This is a genomic window from Marivirga sericea, assembly GCF_900177665.1.
In the GTDB taxonomy this organism is placed as follows: domain Bacteria; phylum Bacteroidota; class Bacteroidia; order Cytophagales; family Cyclobacteriaceae; genus Marivirga; species Marivirga sericea.
On the sequence record NZ_FXAW01000001.1, the window covers coordinates 987467 to 1006029 of the forward strand.

Below are 18563 nucleotides of genomic sequence, written 5' to 3' on the forward strand. Positions count from 1 at the left end.
TTAAAAATTATAAGTATAATTTAGGTTAATAACGTGCTTTCTGGTTAGACCATCTGGATTATACTCCCTATCCGTAATTCGATGTCCATATATTAAATTAATGCTGGAAAATACATTGAATTTAAAATTCAATCCTGCTAAGGCAGATAAAGCCAAGCCTGTAGTGCCTTCTAATTCCACATATTCATCATTCTCATCTAGTCCTTGATCTTTTGTAATTCTGTAAATAGGCAATAAACCCACGTTAAAGTTAAATCGAGACATCCTGAAATTTCGTTCAAAACGCATCATAATATCAGCCCCTCTTTTTAAATTCCTTGCCTCATTGTGCTCTCGTACGTAATCCATCCCTCCTTCATACCAATCCCATAAATCCTCATCAGCCCTAAAAGTGTTTTCATTTTGATGAATTATAGGTTGCTGATAACCAGCAGATATTAACCATTCTCTATTGATAAAGGACGCACCGGCTATAATATCATAAGTACCTAAAGAAGTTTGATAATACATGGGCAAAACAGCCTCTCTGCCTGAAACAGTCATATCTGATCTATTAGTGGGTATTTTTGCTCCTACTGTCCCCATAATATCAAACTCAGGATTGGATTTGAGATTTTTGGTTAAGCTTAATGAAATATCGCCTATTCCAGATGTACTACCAAGATTTCCCCTTACATTCATATAAGGCACTTTAACTTGTAAATCGTATTGACCATTTATAGTTAAACCAAAATCTAAAAGTCCAGCTCTGATAATAGCGGAAGTATTGCTTTGACCTTCATATAATCCTAAAGATATTGAGCGCAATTTAAGTGGGGTGTTTTTATTAAAATCTTGACTTGGTTTCATCGCGCCCATGGTACAAAAACCTGCATCACTGCAACCTTGGCTAGCAGCTAAAAAGGGAATCATTAAAAATCCAAAAATCAATATCAACTTCTGATTAGGTCTCATAAATCGATTATTTTAAAGTTAATATTCAGGTTTATTAGATGAAAATGTACTAAAAACTTCGGCAATATTAAAGATTAATCTATACAATAATACTGATGCATATCTTTTATTTGTTTATATTTAAAATATATACGCACCGTATAATTACTTCTAACTATTGATAAAAATGCTTTAATTTAATTACAAAATGTATAAAGTTTTAATTATGAAATATTATATTTATAGAGAAAGTTAAACCTGACTTTCGAAAGATGGTCATTTAAGCTAAATTACTTTACAATTACACTTTTTAAACAAATCTGATGAAGTACTGGGGGGAGTATAAGACTAGATTGGCCGAAACCATCTTAGGTCAACAGGAAGCAATACAAAACTTATCCTATTATCGGAATCAACTATTTTACTTTATTGTTTTATATACCCTTGCCTTTTCTCCCTTAGCAATTGTTCCAGGAATAATCGCATCCTACTTAACGGGATTTGTTAATCTTCTCATTTTAAATATTCTGACTTTTGTTGTTTTATTACTATTAGCCTTTTTTAGTCCCATCAAGCTACGGACTCGGAAATTAATTTTTATTTCAACTTTATTCATTATTGCATGGACACTTCTGTACAATTTACAACTAGAAGGACCAGGTTTGATTTATTTATTCTCTGTCACGATAGTCAGTTGTCTTATTCTATCCGGAAAAATTGCCTATAGATTAATTTTTGTTAATTCAGTTTTATTAACAATCCTAGGATTAAATATTGAATTTCAGTGGCTTAAATTAACTATTACTGAGGGTCAAAGCACTACAACATGGTTTGGAATTGTCGTCAATCTCATTTTCTTAAGCATCATAATTGTGGCTTGTTTTGAAGTAATTTTTAGAAAACTAGAAAAAATCATTGTGCAACAAAGACGACTTAATGCGATTGTCAATCAAGACAATCAAAAAATATTGGATGCGCAAAACGTTTTAATGGAGAAAAATGAGGAACTTAATCAGTTTGCGCATACAATAGCACACGATTTAAAAGAGCCACTGCGATCTATGCAAGCCTTTGCACATCTAACCATTAGTAAATATAGAACAGCACTGCCAGAGAAAGGACAAGAATTCTTAACTTACATCCAAACCTCTTCTGAGCGAATGGCTGCGTTGCTAGACTCATTGCTTGATTATGCTCAAATTGGAAAAGGGAAAGAAAAATCAGTCTTTTCTGTGCGAAAGCTAGTTGAAGAGTTAGAAAAAGATCTCAGTCAATTGATACGGGAAAATGATGCTACAATAAAATACAATGGATTACCCCAAATCATGGGATATGAAATTGAATTCAAACTGCTCCTTCAGAATTTACTAGCCAATGCTATCAAATTCAAAAAAAATAATGAAGATATAGAAGTAAAAATCAAAGCCAACGAGAAAGATGACTCCTGGGAATTTTTAGTGACAGATAATGGTATCGGAATTGAAGAGAGACATCAAGAAAAAATCTTTACAATTTTCCACCGCTTACATAGGGACAAGTTTCCTGGAACAGGATTAGGTCTCGCCAATTGTAAGAAAATTGTTGAAATACATGGCGGTAAAATTTGGGTAGAATCCCTTGCCAATCAAGGAAGTACCTTTTATTTCACCATAAGTAAGGATTTAGAAAATATGTCTAAAAATGGATAAAATGAATGACCCAACCGTACTCAGTGTTATACTCCAGTGCGGGGGCAGGAAATTTTGTTAAATTTAGTGCTTCGAGCAAACCATTTACCCATCTATTTTTTCTTTTAAACTTGCTATAGTCTACATCAGGAGACAATATAAACTGACGATATCGATTTAGTTCAGGAACTCTTTCTCCTTTTATCCATTTTGGATTTTCAAATTCAGAGAGCATCCCTCCGCCACTGTAGCCAAAAGCTAGGTTTAACCAACTCGGTATTTTTTGGTTTGATATAAGTCGCTGAAGATTAATACTAAGCCAGTAGGTCTGAGCATTATAATCAGTAAATAGACTTTCTAAAGCATTCTCACCTAAAATTCTTGGATTAACTTGAGAGTAAGCGCTAGGAAAAAAAGAGTACTTAAATTTAAATAGTTGCTCTGCTGCAAACTTTTGCTGAAGCATAAACATTAAGGAACCAGCAGTATTAGCATATACATCCCCTAGAGAAAATCCATAACCTTCATATAGTCCATCAAAAATTTCTATCGGCAGCTGAAAAAGAAAGCCCAAGCTTCCACCGAGAAAAATTGCAGTATTTTCACTTACACCACTCCATTTCAACATATGGTAACCTGCGCGGCTCTGATGGTAAGCAACATAAGCATGTGCCACTTTATCCATTTGTTTCCATCCGGAATTGTCATTATATAAATGCATGGGCACTCGATCATGATCTTTATACCACACTTCAGATAAATACACTATTCCAGCAGTGTAGGAAGTAGCTGTTAATCCAACAGAAATACTCAGTCTCTTTTTATTGAACACTGTAGAGTCTTGCTGCCCCATTAAATTATGGACAATCAACGAAATAAGGACTAATAGAAAAATCAGATTTCTTTTCATAAATCAATAAGTTAAAAAAAAGACACAAGATTATTGATAAAGGATTAAAGACTTCATCACTTTTTTAAATCAAAAAGACTACAAACATTAAGAAAACTGAAAATATTTCATTGTCAAAGACCTAATAAACTCTCATCCATTGTAAGTAAGAATTTCTTATATTAGAACAACAATCCTACTATTAAAATATGGCGATTAAAAACTCTTTGACTGTAAAGGAACAAACCCTCATTTTGGAAAAACTACAAACTAGATTTGAAAGTAATATGCACAGACATCCTGAATTCCACTGGCTAGAAGTGCAAAAAAAATTAGAATCAAACCCTGATAAATTATGGCCGCTGATCCTGATGGAAGCTACTGAGGGCGAACCTGATGTAGTAGGGACAGATTCAATTACTAGCCAATATGTATTCTTTGATTGCTCAAAAGAAAGTCCTAGAGGGCGAAGAAGTATTTGTTTTGATCGACAAGCTCAATTAGAAAGAAAAAAATACCCTCCAAGAAACAATGCAGAAGAGATGGCAGCAGAATTAGGTATTGAAATGCTAGATGAGTCACAATAAAGATATTTACAAAATATGGAGAAGGTTGACACTAAAACCTCAAGTTGGATCAAAACACCTCAAAAAATAAGAAAATTGGGTGGAGCACTTTTCGCTGATTTCAGGTATGAAACCGTATTTATTTATCATAATGGCGCTGATTCCTACTACTCGACAAGAGGCTTTCGGGCTTCTGCTAAGGTATAAGTGACTTTTAATTAAAATTTCTTTGAACTAAATTACCCTAACGAACGTTTGTTTACTATATTTGGCAAATGATTACTAAGACTAAATTAAATAGAAAACAGCAAATAATTGAAAAAGCTACTGAGCTTTTTCAAAAGCAGGGCTATGCTGCCACAAGCATGCGTGACTTAGCGAGTTATATAGGCATTGAAGCTGCTAGTCTATATTCTCATATAAAATCAAAAGAAGAAATTTTGCAAACAATTTGTTTTCAAATGGCAAATGATTTCTTTCAATCACTAGAGAAAATAGAACTGGAGACTTTAGGCGCAGATGAAAAATTGAAAAAAGCGGTTATCTCACATGTTACAGTCTTAACAAAAGATAGCGCTTCTAGTGCTGTATTCTTTTCTGAGTGGCGACATTTAAGCGAGTCTTACTTAAATGATTTTCTAAGCATGCGCAATAATTATGAAAATAAATTTGTGCAAATATTAATTGATGGGCATAAGGAAGGAACTTTTAAAAAAATGGACGCAAAGTTCACAGTTTTAGCATTGCTTTCTTCAATTAATTGGATGCCCTCCTGGTATAAGCCAGACGGTAAATTAAGTGCTGAAGAAATTGCTGAAAATGTAACAGATGTTTTCATCAATGGCTTAAAAATTAGATCTTAAACTAAAATATAAAACATTATGTACGGAGGCGGACAAGTATTTGATTCTTCATCAGTTAACAACGAGTTACTCAAAGATGAAGATCCACAAAAATTAGCAGAATTTGAAGCTCGAATTGAAAGAGGAGAAAAAATTGAGCCTAATGATTGGATGCCAAAGCTTTACAGAAAGCAGTTAGTTAGAATGATCGAGCAACATGGTCACTCTGAAATTATTGGTGCTTTGCCTGAAGGTACTTGGATCACTAGAGCTCCAGGTTTCAAAAGAAAGTTAGCTTTAATGGCGAAGGTTCAAGATGAAGTAGGCCATGCTCAATTACTTTATGGAGCTGCAGAGACTTTAGGAAAAAGTCGTGAACAAATGATTGAAGATTTGATCACAGGAAAATCCAAGTATTCTAATATTTTCAATTATCCTACATTCACCTGGGCTGACTCATGCTTTATTTCTTGGTTGGTTGATGCTGGTGCTATCGTTAATCAATTGGCGAATGCAAGAGGAAGTTATGGACCTTATTGCCGTGCGTTGGATAGAATTTGTGCCGAGGAATCATTTCATTTAAAATATGGTCATCATTGTGTAATTCATTTAGCAACAGGAACTCCTAAACAAAGAGAAATGATGCAGGAAGCAGTTAATAGATGGTGGGCTCCTATGATGCATTTCTTCGGTCCTTCCGATAAAATGTCCACTCACACGCAGATTTTAACAAAATGGAAGGTAAAAATGGCTACTAATGACGAATGTCGCCAGCAATTTTTAGACATGTATGTGCCAAAAATATGGGAATTGGGATTGACAATTCCTGATGAAAATCTTAAAAAGAATAAAGAAACAGGGGAATGGGAGTTCACTGAGCCTGATTGGGAAGAATTTAAGAGAGTTATTAATGGTGATGGTCCTTGTAATAAAGAACGTTTGGCAGTAAGAAGAACAGCTGAAGAAAGAGGTGCTTGGGTCAGAAGGGCTTTAACTGCAAAAACCAAAGGTGAAGAGTATGTTGCACCATTGGCTTAATAAAACGAAAACTTTTAATTATTAATTAAAACCATGTCAGACTTTTTAAACTCTCTGGATCCAAGAATTAATAGACTAAACATTCCTGCTGAATTCGGAACTTCATTTCCTTCCAAAGAAAGTAAGGATCAATTTGTCACTTTCGAAGTTTTTGTTCAGCCAAAAGAAAATAAACCTTATCAACATGAAGGTATTGTGCATGCACCAACCATTGATATGGCATTTCTGTTTGCAAAAGAGCAATTTAGCCGTAGAGGAATGAGTTGCGCTGGCGTGTGGGTAGTCAATACAAAGAACATCCAGGTCTCTCCTATCACCGAAAATAGTGAAGATATTTATGATTTTATTCACGAAGAAATAATGGAAGGTGCAGTGAAAGGAGATGCTGAAGAGTATGAAATATTCCACTTGAAAAAAAGAGGAAAGCAACATATTCATTTAGGCAAGCTAGAAGCCACATGTGTCGAAGATGCTCTATTTAAAGCAAAGGGTGAATTTCAAGAAGAAAATCCAGTTTTGAATATTTGGGTGGCAAAGTCGGAGCATTTTTTAAAAATTGAAGGAGCTGATTTCGCTGACATTTGGGAGACACTGCCAGAAAAAAAATATCGAGACGCAATGGATTACAAAGCAACCGAAAAAATTAAAAGATTTAAAGCAGAACAAAATACATAAGAGATGACTGAAGAAGCACTTAAAGATTTACTATATAAAATAGCGGATGATTTATTGATCTTGGGTCATAGAAATTCCGAGTGGACAGGTGTTGGTCCTTTATTAGAAGAGGATATTGCATTCTCTTCTATGGCACAAGACAAAGTAGGACAAAGCCTAGCATTTTATGATTTGTTACATCAATTAGGAGAACAGGAACCTGATACTGTCGCATTCACTAGAAATGCAGAGCAATTCCACAACTCTCAGTTTGTAGAACTACCAATAGGCGAGTATGATTTTAGTCTAATCAGACATTTTTTATATGATCATGCAGATTACATACGATTTAGCATGTTAGCCGAATGCCCTATTGAAGAAGTTGCACAGATAGCTAGAAAATTAAAAGGCGAAATAAAATATCATGTAATGCATGCTAATACTTGGATCAAGCAATTAGCCTCGGCAAATGAAGAAGCTCATGATAGATTGCAAAATAGTCTTAACGAGGCCTTGCCTTATGCTTTAGGAATGTTTGAGCCTTCTAAATTTGAAAATGCCATAGTGGAAGCAGGAGTGTATCCTGGGGAACAGGCAGTTGAAGATCAGTGGAAAGAGAATATTGCGATAGTACTTGAAGAAGCAGGTTTAAATTTACCTAAATGGAATACTCTTGAGCCCGTTTTTGGCGGAAGATATGGAACGCATACTAAGCATCTTCAGCCATTGGTAGAAGAGATGAGTGAGGTATTTAGAGTAGACCCCACTGCAGATTGGTAATTTTCTTGAATTTGAATCAAAAACCATACTATTATGATATTGACTGAAGATAGAATATTGGAAATGTTGAAAGAGGTAAAAGATCCTGAAATTCCTGTAATTTCATTAGTCGATTTGGGAGTTATCACTGGGATAGAAATCAATGATGGTCACGTTACGGTCAACATGACTCCAACATTTATCGGATGCCCAGCAATGGATTATATGAAGCAAGATGTGGTGGATGTGCTCAGTAAAAATGGCATCGAAAACCACACAGTTAATTTGAATCTGAAAACGACTTGGAGTTCTGATTTGATATCTGAAGCAGGTAAAAAAGCTTTGAAGAAATTTGGGCTTGCCCCTCCCCCTGTTCATAATAATGTAATTGAAGATTTAGACATTATTGAACATGCTGAATGTCCCAATTGCGATAGTATCAATACTACCTTAAAATCTCCATTTGGACCAACCCTTTGCAGATCCTTACATCACTGCAACAATTGTGGAGAAGCTTTTGAAAGTTTCAAGCCCATATAAATAACTGTAGTTACTCGTTCTATTTCAAGCTCATAACAGCTCTAAGCAAATAATATAATGTGCTATAAATTTATTTTAGCGATATAATACGTGATAGATGTCAAGAGAGAGGTAAGCAGAAATTTTAAAAATCTAAGCTTTCTCATTTTGCCAATTAATATATTTTGCCCTTTTAAATCAAAAAGACCAGAAGCAGCTTTGTAAAACTTCGGATAAGAATTATATGAATGCAAAGCTAGATAGATTACCAGTCCCACCATGGGAATTGTTATAATGTTTAAAGGGTCTACAAAATACCGATTTAAATCACTCCCTGAAGAACTTATAGAGGTATTAATTGGAAGTTTGTAGTAATAAAATAAAGCCTAGCAAAGTAATTAACATAACGCTCGAAATAAATTCAAGAAACCTATCGAAAGGACTAAGTACAATTTCTCTCTTTCGTAGATTCATAGCTAAGTATTAAATATCATCTATTAATTTACCTAATTGCGGCTGCAAAAACAACAAATCCTGTAAGATTGTCTTCAAATTGAAATCATTAACAAATATGCTCACACACATGTAATATGAAATATATCAAACATTCGTTAATGTTTAATGTTTCATACATAACATTAAACAACAAATTATGTCATTTAAAGATAAAAACATATTAATTGTAGGAGCGAGCTCAGGAATAGGCCTTAGTTTAGCAAAAAAACTTCAAGAACAGGGCGCAAACCTCATTTTAGCGTCCAGAAACAAGCCGCAAATATCAGGTGAATTTCAATACATACAACTAGATGTTTTGGAATTAAATGATGAACTGAAAGAGCTCCCTGATACATTGCATGGATTGGCTTATTGCCCTGGAAGCATCAATCTAAAGCCTTTCCAGAGTATAAAAGCAAATGACTACATAGATGATTTCAGATTAAACACCGTGGGGGCAGCAATGGTCATTCAACAATCTTTGAAAGCTTTGAAGAATGCAAAGGGATCAAGCATAGTATTGTTTAGCACCGTAGCTGCCAATACCGGCTTATCGTTCCACGCTTCTATAGCGTCTGCTAAGGGTGCTCTTCAGGGATTCGGCTTAAGTCTTGCTGCAGAGTTAGCATCTAAGCAAATAAGAGTCAACATGGTAGCTCCAAGTCTAACAGATACACCATTGGCTGAAAATTTACTTTCTTCTGACGAGAAAAAAGAAGCCTCAAATAAAAGACACCCTATCGGAAGATTTGGAAAGGCAGAAGATATCTCCAATGCAGCAGCTTTTTTATTAAATAGTGAAAATAGCTGGATTACAGGACAAGTTTTGGGTGTTGATGGTGGAATGGAGCGAATTAGAAATATTTAAGATATGTTAAACATTTAATCTATTTATGTGTTCATAAGGTGATTTTTTAGGAACAAAATTTTTTATCTAAAACCAATTTTTAAAGATTATGAGTAACGAAACAGAAGCATTAAAAGATAACGTAATACCCCATCACAAAGGGTCACATGCACAAATTTCATTTGTTGAAAATAAGCCGGTTGCAATTGTGGAAGCAACTAGTACGTACATCCCTATTGAAGAATTTAAAAGTATCTTCAATGAAATAGGTAAACTGGTGGACGCTAAAAACATCAGCAAGTTAATTTTTGACAAAAGAAAACTGACTGTATTTCATCAACCATCAATGGAATGGTATTTCACTGAATGGAAAGAGCAAATGTGGCATAAAGGGTTAAAAACACATAGAAAGATTTTACCGGATAACAAAGTCTTTCAGCAAAGTGTAAAGATTGGTAGAGAAAAAATCAAAGAAGATAATCCTACTTTGAAATTTAATGAAATGGACATTCAGTATAAAGATTCATTACAGGATGCCATTGATAACTAAGAAAAATATATGGCTAATAGTACAGTAGAAGAATTAAAGAATGAATTAGAGAAGTCTAATAATGAAATAAAGCTTCTAAAATCTAAATATGAAAATCAAGTCGGTGAGTTGAGAAAAGAGGTTTCTTACTTAAAAGAACAGTTGATGGCTCAGCAAGACATGCTTAAAATGGCTGTAGAATACGCTGATAAATTAGGAAAAGAGTTAAAGGGATTAAAGAAGCGAATAGATTCGGGAAATTTCCAAAGTATTCATTAAATCAATTACGTAAATGTAAAAAAATTGCTTTATTTTGAACAATTTTGATAAACAATTGATTACAATAGTATGAATAGAATTCCTGAGTCCTATTATTTTTATAAAGACCAACTTAGAAAAGCTAAGGAAGAAAAAGCAAAACTTAAAAAAGAGTATGAATTGAAAGTGAATGGGTTAAATGATGAAATAGCTTTTTTGAAAGAGCAAATCCGTTCGCAGCATACGATGATAGAGCAATCAGTTGAATATGTTTTAAAACTAGAGCAGCAAATCAAGAGTTTTGATTTAGAATTAAGTATTGATAAAAAAGAAGGGGCTTAATTCCAACTTCTCAACATAAATTTGAAAGCATTCATAAACTATGGATGCTTTTTTTTGTACTAGTTTTTGTAAGAACATTCAATTCAAAATCAGTTGCTTTGAATTTGGAAAAAGCTGAAAAGAAGGCACTCACCAAATAGTGAATGCCATCCTTATGATTCACCTAATTAATTCATTGATTTTAAGTATTTATATAGATCGCTATCGGTAGATAAAATCACAGTCGTCTCTTCATTGAAAGTCTTTTGAAAAGTTTCCATTGATTTTACAAAAGAATAAAGCTCACGTGATGCATTATTCTTATTGTAAGCATTTGCATAAATGGCGGCCGCTTCTGCATCTGCTTTACCTTTTATTTCCTCTGCAACTCTAAATGCCTCAGATTGAATTGTTTTGAGCTCTCTTTCTTTTTCCCCGTTAATTCGAGAAGCTTCCCCCTGTCCTTCTGAACGGAATTTATCAGCAATTCTGAAACGCTCACTTTTCATCCTTTCATAAACTTGAGTTCGCACCTCTTCTACGTAGTTGATTCTTTTAAAACGAAAATCTAAAATTTCAATACCTAAATCTTGTGTTTGTAGATTGGCAGATTTTTGAATGTATTCCTGAATACTGTCACGGCCTACATTTATCACAACCAAACTATCTTCTACAATCTCGCTTATTGCTCCACTGGAAATTGGTGTTCTATTACTAGTTCTTACAGCTTCTTCCAAATAATTATTGGCAATAAAGTCACGAGTTTCGCCATCTAAAATATCATCTAAACGAGATTGAGCGCCACGCTCATTGGTTAGACGTTTGAAAAACTGCAAAGGGTCTGTAATTCGCCAACGCGCATAAGTATCAACAAAAATAAACTTTTTATCTTTCGTTGGAACTTGGTTGGGATCTCCATCCCATTCCAAATATCTCTTATCGAAGAAATTCGCAGTTTGTACAAAAGGAACTTTAAAATGTATTCCAGCATCTTTCACTGCCTCGCCTACAGGTTTACCGAACTGCGTTATGATGACTTGCTCGGATTCCCTGACAATATATGCGCTTTGAGCAATTACTATTAGTGCAACTACTACTATTACTAATATGGTTATTAATGATTTTTTCATATCTACTATTTCAATATTTTAAAATGATTACTGATTAATCTTCTTACCTGACTGCGTAGCCATGTTTAATAATGGTAATACATTCCCACCTTCTTCATCAGTAATGATCTTATCTCCTAACTTGGGTACAACTTCCTGCATGGTTTCTAGATATATCCTAGTTTTTGTGACACCCGGAGCTTTTATATACTCAGTGTAAAGTTCATTAAACCTTGCTACCTCACCTCTAGAGTTATTTACTCTTTCCGTTGCATAACCTTCAGCTTTCTGTATAGTCTCTTCGGCTTGTCCTCGAGCTTTCGGGATTACTTTATTATATTCCGATTTAGCTTGATTAATTAATGTTTCTTTCTCTTGTTGCGCTTCATTAACTGCATTAAAAGCTCCTCTCACCGGTTCTGGAGGTGTCACGTCTTGTAACACTACTTGTTCAATTCTTACTCCTAGCTCGTAATCATTAGAGATTTCTTGAATTAAAACTTTCAGTTTTCCTGCTATTTCAGCTCTACCCACTGTTAACACTTCGTTTACTGTTCTATCTCCCACTATTTGTCTCATGCCTGACTCAGAAATATCTCTTAGCGTCTCCTCTGGATTTCTTACTTTGAATAGAAAATTATATGGATTATCAATTCGATACTGAACCACCCATTCCACATCAGCCAAATTCAAGTCACCAGTCAACATCAAAGACTCTCCCTCTGCTCCTCGTTTACTAAAAGTTGATTGTACTCCTGCACTAGTCGTCCTAAATCCAAATTCTTGCTTTTGTTGACGCTCAACAGGTACTTTAGTAACGGATTCCACAAAAGGTATCTTAAAGTTCAATCCTGACTCGAGTGTTCTATTGTAAGCTCCCAAGCGAGTTACAATACCTACTTCTTCTGCTCCTACTTGAAAAAATGTACTGATAACAGCTGCTAGAACTACGACCACTACAACAATCAAGCGTATATTTTTTACTATTTTTTGAAAGGACTCTTTTGCTTTGTCCCCGTCAAATTCAAATTCTGCCATAAATATGCTTTTTTATTGGTTAATTGTTTTGTACTTATTATTAATTTCTAACCGTATGATGCATCTTGTAATAAAACTCTAATTGTTTAGGATACTCCTTATCCTTCTCAAACGCTGGAAGAATTAGTAATTTACTAAACCACATCAAATTCTTAAATTTTAAATTTATCATTCCCCCCACTTCCATTCATTACCTAGTTCTAATTCTTCTTTTAAACCTTCATCAATTAAAAATTCTTTGGTTTGCTCGAAATCTAATTTTTTAGCAGGAATTTCCTCGAGATTAGCTAATTCCCACAAGAACATTCCTCCAAAACGGACAGTGTTCATAAGATGTTCTTCATTTACTAAAGAAAAATCATCTCCATTCGAATGATAGTAACTATAAACTTTTCGCTCTAAATTACCTACCAATCCTACAACAGGTACTCCCTCCATCATGAAAGACTGATGATCGCTATGCAATCCTGCGCTATTAGCATTTGTATTCTCATAACTTGAATCTATTTCTTGAATCTCATACCCAATTTTATCAAAAACGGGTACCATTTCTTCTCTACCTGCCGCATTAAATCCTTTTGGATTTCCACTCATATCAATATTCATCATGTAAGCGACATTTCCTAGTTCTTTTTCATTAGCTAGCATCTTGACCATTTCCTTAGAACCTAGCAAACCTTGCTCTTCTCCCATAAACATCACAAATTTGATATTCCTTTTTGGTTGAAGATTCAATGCTTTATATGTTCTTGCAATATCAAGGATAGCGGCAATACCAATTCCGTTATCGATTGCTCCAGTTGAAAGGTCCCAACTATCTAAATGTCCGCCAATGATGATGTTTTCATTTGTTTTCTCTTTTGCAGGAAGCGTAGCGATAACATTTCTGGATTTAATCATCTCGCTGGTATTGCTCATCTGGATATGTGCTGAAATTTCTTCACCCTTCTTCAATCTTTCTTTCAACTCCATGCCTTTTTCATAGCTGACACAAATAGCAGGAATATCTATTAAACTTCCAGTTACTGATGCAGTACCAGTCAGTAAAACTCCTCCAGGAACCTGATTAGTAATAATAATGCCTGTAGCGCCATATTCGATTGCTAAAGCAGTTTTTTCAGAACGATGAATATTTTTCAAGCCTTCTGGGCTACCCTCTAATATACCAATATAAACAAGCGCTATTTTCCCCTGCACTTCTTCCTTCAAACTGTCAAAATCTGCTCTTAATCCATTACTCACATCAATCACTTCATGTTCTATATCAGCTGAAACAGGTGAATGACCCAATGATACTACTTCTGCAACCTTTTCACTATTGATTTCAAGTCGAACTGAATCACGGACCCAAGCCTCAACTTCAAACTCATGATATTCTACATTTTCGTAGCCATACGATTTCAATAATTCATATGTATATTCTTCTGCCTCTGCCCCATTATCAGAACCCGTCAATCGATGACCAATTTCTGAGGTCATCTTTTCTAAGTTTGAATAAGCCTTGCTGTTTTCTTGGACCTCTTGATTGATCGCATTTAAAACATTTTGCTCTTTTTCTTGATTTGCATTGCATGAAATAAGAAAAATAATCGGTAGGCTAAAAAATAGTAGTTTAATGGTTTTCTGTGTATTTTTCATTCTTATTGATTTAGAAAATTGAAGTTAAGCAAATCTAATCACAATATAGAAAATCTAAAGCACCGTTAATAATAAAAGCAGATGAACACTGAATTTTGGATGAAAATGGCAATTGATTTGGCAAAAGAAAGTAAAACTCCTTTTGGAGCTGTGTTAGTTGATCCTGAAGGACAGCATGTAAGCGGCTATAATACGACCATTTTAGATGGAGCTGTAGCGCATGCAGAGATTAATGTCCTCAATAAAATAAAACAGTTAGATTATGATACCGCTGAAGAGTTAACCTTAATAACAACCGTAGAACCTTGCCCAATGTGTATGTCAGCGATTATATGGGCTGGACTTGGTGAAGTCATTTACGGTTGTGATATTCCAAACGCTTCAAAATATGGTAAGCAAATCACTATTAGAGCAAGGGATGTAGCAGCAGAATCTTGGTATGTACCCATAATTAGGGGTGGGATACTAGCTGAAGAGTGTGAATCTTTATTTAAGTAGGTAAGCTTTAAGGTAATTTTTAAAAGCTATAAACTCTTCTAATTGATGCATAGGTACTTTCAGTAACTGCATTTGCTCATAATATTTATAGAAGGTAGCATCTGAAATCTGCTCGCCTAGAAAATTTCGGATCAAATAGCTTCTTTGACACAGTTTAAATATGTTTGATGATTTTTGAGGGGCTTTAAAAATTACATTATAGATATAGCTTGATAACTTTTGAACATCTTGCATTTCATCTAACCAATTAAACCCCTTCTTCACAAGTCCCACTTCAATTTCAGCAAGAACCTTTGAAAGCTCAACTTCATTTTGAATAAAACTTCTTTTTGAAATATTGTTAAAGATCTGATATAAGCTTTCCCAGTAAGTCAAACTTAGCTTGTCTGGCTCTTGCTGTTGAAAATCGAAAATACATTTTTCAACATTGTCAAGTCTAACGCCTAATTGAATTTCGAGCATCAAACCGTCATCATAGGGAGTCAAATTCGACACTATAAGCTTACTACCGCTTTGAAATGATTGCTGAAAGACGTCATATCCATGCAGTTTGAAATATTGAAAGTCATTTAAGAAATTCTCTATATTGTGAATGACGACTTCTCTCATTACTGTTCATTTATAACTTTATCAAAAAAAGCGAGTGCTCTTTCTTCAGCATAAGTATGAACTTTACGCTTTTGTAAGAAGCCAACGTGACCACCATGTTTAGTCAATTCCAAAATTATATTTTGATTCTGTTTTGCTATAAATTCGGGATAACAGTCTCCCGTTAGCATAGGATCGTTTAAAGCATTTAGAATTAAAGTAGGAATCTTAATACTAGTAAGGTGAGGGTAACATTGAACGCTATCATAAAAGTCTTGAGCATCTTTATAACCAAAAATTTTCGCACTGTAATGCGTATCGAATTCATGGAAATCCGAAAAACTTTGCCAAGGCTTTATCTCAATAAGATTAGGATATTGTGCACTCTTCTCTCTCAGCTTAATATCTAGTTTCCGCATAAAGCGGTTCTGATAAAATTTATTTTTCTTGAGAGCTAACATGCGCGAACTACTTGATAAGTTGCAAGGAACGCTAACTGCCATTGCCCCCTTAATTTCAGGATATAGATCATCGCTCTTTTCTCCCACGTATTTTAAAGTCAAGCTTCCCCCCATACTAAAACCTATCATCACAATTTCTTTATATCCACGTTCTCTTGCCTTACTTACGACCTCTTCTACATCTTGAGTGAAGCCATGATGATATAAATACTCTCTTCGATTCATTTCACCACTGCAACTTCTACAGTTCCAAGCCAGCACATCCCAATTATTTTGACCAAATAATTTTGCTATTCCTAAAATATAAGGTCTGTCGGAACTCCCCTCCAATCCATGAGAAGCAATAATCAATCGAGAATTATCTCTTTTCACCCAATCAAGATCGAGAAAATCACCATCTCGAGTATCAATTCTTTCACGCTCATATTTCACACCTTTCACTTTTCTCAAAGCACTGGGAAATATGGTTTCCATATGTTGATTAAATAAGTAGAAAGGAGGCTTGTAATGATTATTTCTAATAATTGGCATTCTATTATCTTTTTGCAAAGTTGAAGATAGTAAACACTTTCTTCTGCTTCATAAAAAAGCATAAAAAAACCCAACTGTTTCTAGTTGGGTCGATTAATATATTGCAAAGCTTTTAAAAGTTAAGCAGTAGCAGATTGTTGCGAAGTACTTATTTCATATTGATACAACCATTCTTTCCCGTCTTCAACAGAATCAAACAACTTCATTTTTCTACCCGTTGCTGCAATAATTGAATTTAAAATTAGCGTGGATAATTTACTTAACCCACAAACTACCGTTGCCTTTGATTTGGGATTATTTCGCTTTACCGTCTCTTTGATTTTTGACAGCAGCTCTTTATTAAATCTAGCATTTGTTGCATTAACACATGATAAAACCGACTTATCTGGAAATTCAGCGACTAACTTTTGAACCGCATTAAAAGTTGGTATTGCTTCGCCACCATTTGTGTTTTCTATGTCAGTATAGACCATTTTAACTCCTCTATAATCAATAACTTTGCAATATGACATAATACAATTTTTTAAATATTATTTATAACTTATTTTATTTGAGCCTAAGTAAGTAATTTTTTTACTTTTTCGGAAACTTTTGAAGAAAATCATCTCAATATTCTTCTCATTTTAGATAAAAGCAGTTGTTTATTAGATTAAATCAGCCTTCATAGTATAAGACAAATTAACCATCCAATTGTTATAAGAAAAATATATTTCCGGGAATAACTGCTGGTTTGTGAGGTCCTCACTAAATTAGCGCAGGGCGCAGTAGAATTTACTATAAATTTATGCGAAATTAACCTTAGTTATGTTCGGTATGATTACAGATTATTTCAGTACTTGTCCTACCACTACCTAAGCAATTGGGACAATATGTAAATAATTCCTTGTCACCTTCACACACTGGACATTGGTTAATTCCTTTACCTTGACATTGATGACAAGTTTTATAACTTCGATTACCCATGGCACCTAATTGGATCAAAACCCCGTCTCCGCTACAGGCGGTACAACTGACTTTCCCTTTAGCCTCGCAGTAATCACATTTTTTGAGAAGCTGCTTTTCACCACTACAAGTCAGGCAAGTCTCCAGTCTATAACCACTCAAATCACAATATTGACATGATAAGCTTTCATTTAGCTGTAGCTCCAATAACTTTTTAAGTTCTTGCGCATTTTCATAATAAGTGCCAGCTTTACCCATAATTTCAAAGTACTTATCTAAAAAGCTCTGGCTATTTTGGTACTGTCCAATCTCATATAACGTCTTGGAAAACAAATAGGGCATTTCAGAAGGAAGCTTAACGCCTAACTTTAATATTTTTCTAAAATCTGAATTTGCCTGTTCATAATTACCTTCTTGCATTGAAGCTTGAGCATCTTTATAATAGAAATTAAGCGTCTCTTTCTGATCTTGTGAGAAGGAAGTTTCAAGTGTGAATAAGAATAGAGAAAAAAGTATTAAAAAAAAATATTTCATTTATAAATCAACAATATGTAGTAAGAGAAGAGTATTTAATTAGTGAGTAATAACGCACAAAACTAATAAAGATTCCTAAAAAAACAGATATTTTATCCTCCCACTATTTCCTTTAAATTATTAATCAACCCTTCCCAGACTTCGTACTGCTCTTGTTCATCCTCAAAGTCCGAATAATCCACTATTTTCATATACATAGATTGTGTTAGCTCATTCTCATCTAAATGTATTTCAATGTAAGCTGGATCATCTTCTTCACCCTCTTCAGGAAATTCAAATTTAACATACTGATTCACTCTATGCCCTGCCATAACTGCCGGATGATCTTCATCATCGTAAATGAAATTATATTCCTTATCCTCATTTATATTTACATCATCTGCAAACCATTGCGACAATCCACTAGCAGTACTTATATAAGGATACAGCATCTTTTTTGAGGCATTAATTTCGAAATCACCTGTAAATTTTTTCAAACTCATAATCGAAAAGTTTTTGTAGTCGATAAGTTATGATTAAATCTGATATATCACAATAAATTCTTTTTCAATTTTTTTTTGGAATATGAAATCATAATTCATTATGTTTGCACTCCGAATTCGGAAAGGCGTTTAAATTAATAGAATTTAAACTTAGGAAATGCAATAAATGGCGAGGTAGCTCAGTTGGTTAGAGCGCAGGATTCTTATCCGCTAGCTAGCGGACGGCAGTGCAAATCTGCTTATCGCTTTAAAGAAATTGAAATATTGAATATAATTATTAATGGCGAGGTAGCTCAGTTGGTTAGAGCGCAGGATTCATAACCCTGAGGTCGGCAGTTCAAATCTGCTTCTCGCTACCATTTAAAGGCAACTTCGGTTGCCTTTTTTGTTTTAACCAAATCCTATAAATGTTCACAGTTTACGTT

The 18563-nt window shown here is 34.4% G+C and carries 21 protein-coding genes, 1 tRNA gene and 1 pseudogene; 13 read left to right on the top strand and 10 right to left on the bottom strand.

Annotated elements, in window-relative coordinates; all coding sequences use genetic code 11:
* On the bottom strand, nucleotides 1–954 hold the full coding sequence (locus B9Y84_RS03985) for a hypothetical protein (RefSeq protein WP_085515790.1): 954 nt from the start codon (nucleotides 952–954) through the stop codon (nucleotides 1–3).
* Nucleotides 955–1256: 302 nt separating this feature from the next.
* Between B9Y84_RS03985 and B9Y84_RS03990 the strand changes: the two genes are divergently transcribed.
* Nucleotides 1257–2621: a sensor histidine kinase gene (locus B9Y84_RS03990; RefSeq protein ID WP_085515791.1), complete on the top strand. Its 1365-nt coding sequence runs from the start codon at nucleotides 1257–1259 to the stop codon at nucleotides 2619–2621.
* Here the strand turns inward: B9Y84_RS03990 and B9Y84_RS03995 are convergent.
* Entirely contained in the window at nucleotides 2608–3510 is a 903-nt protein-coding gene (locus B9Y84_RS03995; protein WP_085515792.1) for a DUF2279 domain-containing protein, read from the bottom strand. The two genes, B9Y84_RS03990 and B9Y84_RS03995, sit on opposite strands and share 14 nt — an antisense overlap.
* 188 nt (nucleotides 3511–3698) lie before the next feature.
* Here B9Y84_RS03995 and B9Y84_RS04000 point away from each other — a divergent pair.
* The 10 genes and pseudogenes from B9Y84_RS04000 to B9Y84_RS04050 all read left to right on the top strand — a co-directional run bounded on the left by B9Y84_RS04000 (nucleotide 3699) and on the right by B9Y84_RS04050 (nucleotide 10338).
* Nucleotides 3699–4262: pseudogene (locus tag B9Y84_RS04000) on the top strand (DUF4256 domain-containing protein).
* A 68-nt stretch (nucleotides 4263–4330) separates the two neighbouring features.
* Complete coding sequence (locus tag B9Y84_RS04005; RefSeq protein ID WP_085515793.1) at nucleotides 4331–4918, top strand: TetR/AcrR family transcriptional regulator; 588 nt, start codon at nucleotides 4331–4333, stop codon at nucleotides 4916–4918.
* A gap of 18 nt (nucleotides 4919–4936) precedes the next feature.
* Nucleotides 4937–5935, top strand: a complete 999-nt coding sequence (gene paaA, locus B9Y84_RS04010) for a 1,2-phenylacetyl-CoA epoxidase subunit PaaA (protein ID WP_085515794.1) — start codon at nucleotides 4937–4939, stop codon at nucleotides 5933–5935.
* 33 nt (nucleotides 5936–5968) lie between these two features.
* Nucleotides 5969–6610, top strand: a complete 642-nt coding sequence (locus B9Y84_RS04015) for a phenylacetic acid degradation b (RefSeq protein WP_085515795.1) — start codon at nucleotides 5969–5971, stop codon at nucleotides 6608–6610.
* A 3-nt stretch (nucleotides 6611–6613) separates the two neighbouring features.
* Nucleotides 6614–7369, top strand: a complete 756-nt coding sequence (gene paaC / locus B9Y84_RS04020; RefSeq protein WP_085515796.1) for a 1,2-phenylacetyl-CoA epoxidase subunit PaaC — start codon at nucleotides 6614–6616, stop codon at nucleotides 7367–7369.
* 33 nt (nucleotides 7370–7402) lie between these two features.
* The gene (paaD, locus tag B9Y84_RS04025) at nucleotides 7403–7888 is read left to right on the top strand and encodes a 1,2-phenylacetyl-CoA epoxidase subunit PaaD (RefSeq protein WP_085515797.1); all 486 of its coding nucleotides are present in this window, start codon (nucleotides 7403–7405) and stop codon (nucleotides 7886–7888) included.
* Between the two features lie 631 nt (nucleotides 7889–8519).
* Nucleotides 8520–9230 (top strand): SDR family NAD(P)-dependent oxidoreductase, encoded by a 711-nt coding sequence (locus tag B9Y84_RS04035; RefSeq protein WP_085515799.1) that lies wholly within the window; start codon nucleotides 8520–8522, stop codon nucleotides 9228–9230.
* Nucleotides 9231–9318: 88 nt separating this feature from the next.
* Nucleotides 9319–9759 carry a hypothetical protein gene (locus tag B9Y84_RS04040; RefSeq protein ID WP_085515800.1) on the top strand — a complete coding sequence of 147 codons (441 nt, stop codon included), beginning with the start codon at nucleotides 9319–9321 and terminating at the stop codon, nucleotides 9757–9759.
* A 9-nt stretch (nucleotides 9760–9768) separates the two neighbouring features.
* Complete coding sequence (locus B9Y84_RS04045) at nucleotides 9769–10017, top strand: hypothetical protein (RefSeq protein ID WP_085515801.1); 249 nt, start codon at nucleotides 9769–9771, stop codon at nucleotides 10015–10017.
* A gap of 69 nt (nucleotides 10018–10086) precedes the next feature.
* The gene (locus tag B9Y84_RS04050; RefSeq protein WP_085515802.1) at nucleotides 10087–10338 is read left to right on the top strand and encodes a hypothetical protein; all 252 of its coding nucleotides are present in this window, start codon (nucleotides 10087–10089) and stop codon (nucleotides 10336–10338) included.
* Between the two features lie 167 nt (nucleotides 10339–10505).
* Here B9Y84_RS04050 and hflC read toward each other — a convergent pair whose 3' ends face one another.
* The 3 genes from hflC to B9Y84_RS04065 form a co-directional block, all read right to left on the bottom strand.
* Entirely contained in the window at nucleotides 10506–11447 is a 942-nt protein-coding gene (gene hflC, locus B9Y84_RS04055) for a protease modulator HflC (protein ID WP_085515803.1), read from the bottom strand.
* 27 nt (nucleotides 11448–11474) lie between these two features.
* Nucleotides 11475–12464: an FtsH protease activity modulator HflK gene (gene hflK / locus B9Y84_RS04060; protein WP_085515804.1), complete on the bottom strand. Its 990-nt coding sequence runs from the start codon at nucleotides 12462–12464 to the stop codon at nucleotides 11475–11477.
* A gap of 168 nt (nucleotides 12465–12632) precedes the next feature.
* Nucleotides 12633–14102, bottom strand: a complete 1470-nt coding sequence (locus B9Y84_RS04065) for a M20/M25/M40 family metallo-hydrolase (protein WP_085515805.1) — start codon at nucleotides 14100–14102, stop codon at nucleotides 12633–12635.
* 81 nt (nucleotides 14103–14183) lie between these two features.
* Between B9Y84_RS04065 and B9Y84_RS04070 the strand changes: the two genes are divergently transcribed.
* Nucleotides 14184–14600 (top strand): nucleoside deaminase, encoded by a 417-nt coding sequence (locus B9Y84_RS04070; protein ID WP_085515806.1) that lies wholly within the window; start codon nucleotides 14184–14186, stop codon nucleotides 14598–14600.
* On the opposite strand, the gene B9Y84_RS04075 is transcribed toward B9Y84_RS04070, so the two are convergent.
* The 5 genes from B9Y84_RS04075 to B9Y84_RS04095 form a co-directional block, all read right to left on the bottom strand.
* The gene (locus B9Y84_RS04075; RefSeq protein WP_085515807.1) at nucleotides 14589–15209 is read right to left on the bottom strand and encodes a hypothetical protein; all 621 of its coding nucleotides are present in this window, start codon (nucleotides 15207–15209) and stop codon (nucleotides 14589–14591) included. The genes B9Y84_RS04070 and B9Y84_RS04075 overlap by 12 nt on opposite strands.
* On the bottom strand, nucleotides 15209–16123 hold the full coding sequence (locus B9Y84_RS04080) for a YheT family hydrolase (RefSeq protein ID WP_317043233.1): 915 nt from the start codon (nucleotides 16121–16123) through the stop codon (nucleotides 15209–15211). The genes B9Y84_RS04075 and B9Y84_RS04080 overlap by 1 nt, the downstream gene beginning before the upstream one ends.
* A gap of 176 nt (nucleotides 16124–16299) precedes the next feature.
* Entirely contained in the window at nucleotides 16300–16692 is a 393-nt protein-coding gene (locus B9Y84_RS04085; RefSeq protein WP_085515809.1) for a hypothetical protein, read from the bottom strand.
* Nucleotides 16693–16978: 286 nt separating this feature from the next.
* A complete protein-coding gene (locus B9Y84_RS04090) occupies nucleotides 16979–17656 on the bottom strand; it encodes a hypothetical protein (protein ID WP_085515810.1) in 678 nt (225 codons plus the stop codon).
* 92 nt (nucleotides 17657–17748) lie between these two features.
* Nucleotides 17749–18138 carry an START-like domain-containing protein gene (locus tag B9Y84_RS04095; protein WP_085515811.1) on the bottom strand — a complete coding sequence of 130 codons (390 nt, stop codon included), beginning with the start codon at nucleotides 18136–18138 and terminating at the stop codon, nucleotides 17749–17751.
* A gap of 282 nt (nucleotides 18139–18420) precedes the next feature.
* Between B9Y84_RS04095 and B9Y84_RS04100 the strand changes: the two genes are divergently transcribed.
* A tRNA-Met gene (locus B9Y84_RS04100) sits at nucleotides 18421–18497 on the top strand.
* Nucleotides 18498–18563: the final 66 nt, after the last annotated feature.